The 1,464-nt window shown below is 71.6% G+C and carries 3 protein-coding genes and 1 pseudogene; all 4 read left to right on the top strand.

Going from position 1 to position 1,464, the window contains the following annotated elements; all coding sequences use genetic code 11:
* Window positions 1-219, top strand: a pseudogene (locus ACFXA3_RS24660) (hypothetical protein); the annotation flags it as partial.
* A 413-nt stretch (window positions 220-632) separates the two neighbouring features.
* Window positions 633-851 (top strand): helix-turn-helix domain-containing protein, encoded by a 219-nt coding sequence (locus ACFXA3_RS24655; protein WP_385190208.1) that lies wholly within the window; start codon window positions 633-635, stop codon window positions 849-851.
* 56 nt (window positions 852-907) lie between these two features.
* The gene (locus ACFXA3_RS24650; protein ID WP_385190205.1) at window positions 908-1,216 is read left to right on the top strand and encodes a Scr1 family TA system antitoxin-like transcriptional regulator; all 309 of its coding nucleotides are present in this window, start codon (window positions 908-910) and stop codon (window positions 1,214-1,216) included.
* Window positions 1,201-1,401: a DUF397 domain-containing protein gene (locus ACFXA3_RS24645; protein ID WP_385190202.1), complete on the top strand. Its 201-nt coding sequence runs from the start codon at window positions 1,201-1,203 to the stop codon at window positions 1,399-1,401. Before ACFXA3_RS24650 ends, ACFXA3_RS24645 begins: the two co-directional genes overlap by 16 nt.
* Window positions 1,402-1,464: the final 63 nt, after the last annotated feature.

Raw genomic sequence — 1,464 nt, 5'->3', positions numbered from 1 at the left:
GGGGCCGGGCCGGGGGGGGCACCCGCCCCGCCCCGCTGCCCCCCCCCCCCACCCGCCGCGGGGTTTTGGGCCCGCGCCCCCGCGGGCCGCGGCCAGTCCCTGATCGTCTGGGCGATCGCGGAGGGCCGCTCGGCCGCCCGCGGCGTGGACCGCTTCCTGACCGGCAGCAGCGCCCTCCCGTACCCGATCAAGCCGACGGACCGCTCCCTGATGGTCTGACCGTCACCCCTCCCCGCGCCTGCGCGGGGAGACCCGTCATACGGTCCGTTCAACGAAGTGCGGAACTCTGACGCAGCGCCCGCCATGGCTCCTTCCGGACGCCGTGCTCGCACCGCTCGGCCGCTGGCGGCCTCCCGGGCTTCGCCCGGCTGCGCCGGCCTCCGGCCGTCGGTGCGGGGTCCTGGGCCACCGGCGGTACCCCCTCCCTCCGGGGAGACCCCTCATACGGTCCGTACAACGAAGTGCGGAACTCTGACACAGCGCCCGCCATGTCCCCGACCAGGGATGGCGGGCGCTGTGGCGTTCTCCAGCGCCGGTGGTAGTCGTATGAATGCGTTCCGTCGTTCCCGGGGTGCGGCGAGCACTACGCTTTTTCGCGGAGCACGGGCACTGCGGAAGCGGGGAGTTGGCTCATGGCCAAGCCGAAGGACGAGGCCGGGGCGCGCACGCCGGAGGAGTTCGCCCGCGAAGAACTGCGGCGCCACCGCGAGACAGCCGGTCTGACCCAGGCGGGACTCGGCGAGCGGATCTTCACGAGCGGCGCGTACGTCGGACTGATGGAGTGCGGCACGCGCAGGCTGCGCCCGGAGATCGCGGAGCTGATCGACAAGGAGCTGGGCACCGGGGGCTAAATGTGGGTCGTCCTGCACGAAGCGGTACTGCGGACGGCGGTTGGGGGCCCGGCGTGATGGCCGCTCAGCTGCGTCATATCTCCGCCTATGTCCGCGCCCATCGGATCACCGTGCAGGTGGTGCCGTTCTCGGCCGGAGCCCAAGGAGCCCTGGGCTCTTTGGTGACCATCATGCAGTTCGCTGACGCGCCAGATGTGGTGTACACGGAGGGGCCTCGTGTGGGGCAGCTACTCGACTATCCGACGCTGGTGCACCGGCACTGGAAAATCTACGATCTGGCCAGGGCCGCTGCGCTGTCGCCGGACGTGTCCCTGACCTTGATCGAGTCGGTGGCGGAGGAATACGCGAAATGCGCGCAGACGTGAACGGCCTGTCCTGGCGAAAGTCCTCCCACAGCAACTCCGATGGTGCCAACTGCGTCGAGGTGTCCGACGACCTCCCCGGTGTCGTCCCCGTCCGCGACACCAAGCTGGCCGGCGTCGGCCCGGTGCTCGTGTTTCCGGTTGCCGCCTGGTCTTCCTTCATCCAGGGCGTGAAGAGCCGGGGCTGATCCCGTACCGCAGCCGCCGCCCCCCCCCCCCCCGGTCCGGGCGCGGGGGGGGGGGGGCCCCCC

Origin of the sequence: Streptomyces sp. NPDC059456 (assembly GCF_042750055.1) — a bacterium.
In the GTDB taxonomy this organism is placed as follows: domain Bacteria; phylum Actinomycetota; class Actinomycetes; order Streptomycetales; family Streptomycetaceae; genus Streptomyces.
Note: the sequence above shows the minus strand (reverse complement) of the source record. Positions and strands in the feature narration are given on the sequence as shown.

Coding starts and splice junctions, on each gene's coding strand:
- ACFXA3_RS24655 (WP_385190208.1), top strand. CDS start 633: ATGGCCAAGCCGAAGGACGAGGCCGGGGCGCGCACGCCGGAGGAGTTC.
- ACFXA3_RS24650 (WP_385190205.1), top strand. CDS start 908: ATGGCCGCTCAGCTGCGTCATATCTCCGCCTATGTCCGCGCCCATCGG.
- ACFXA3_RS24645 (WP_385190202.1), top strand. CDS start 1,201: ATGCGCGCAGACGTGAACGGCCTGTCCTGGCGAAAGTCCTCCCACAGC.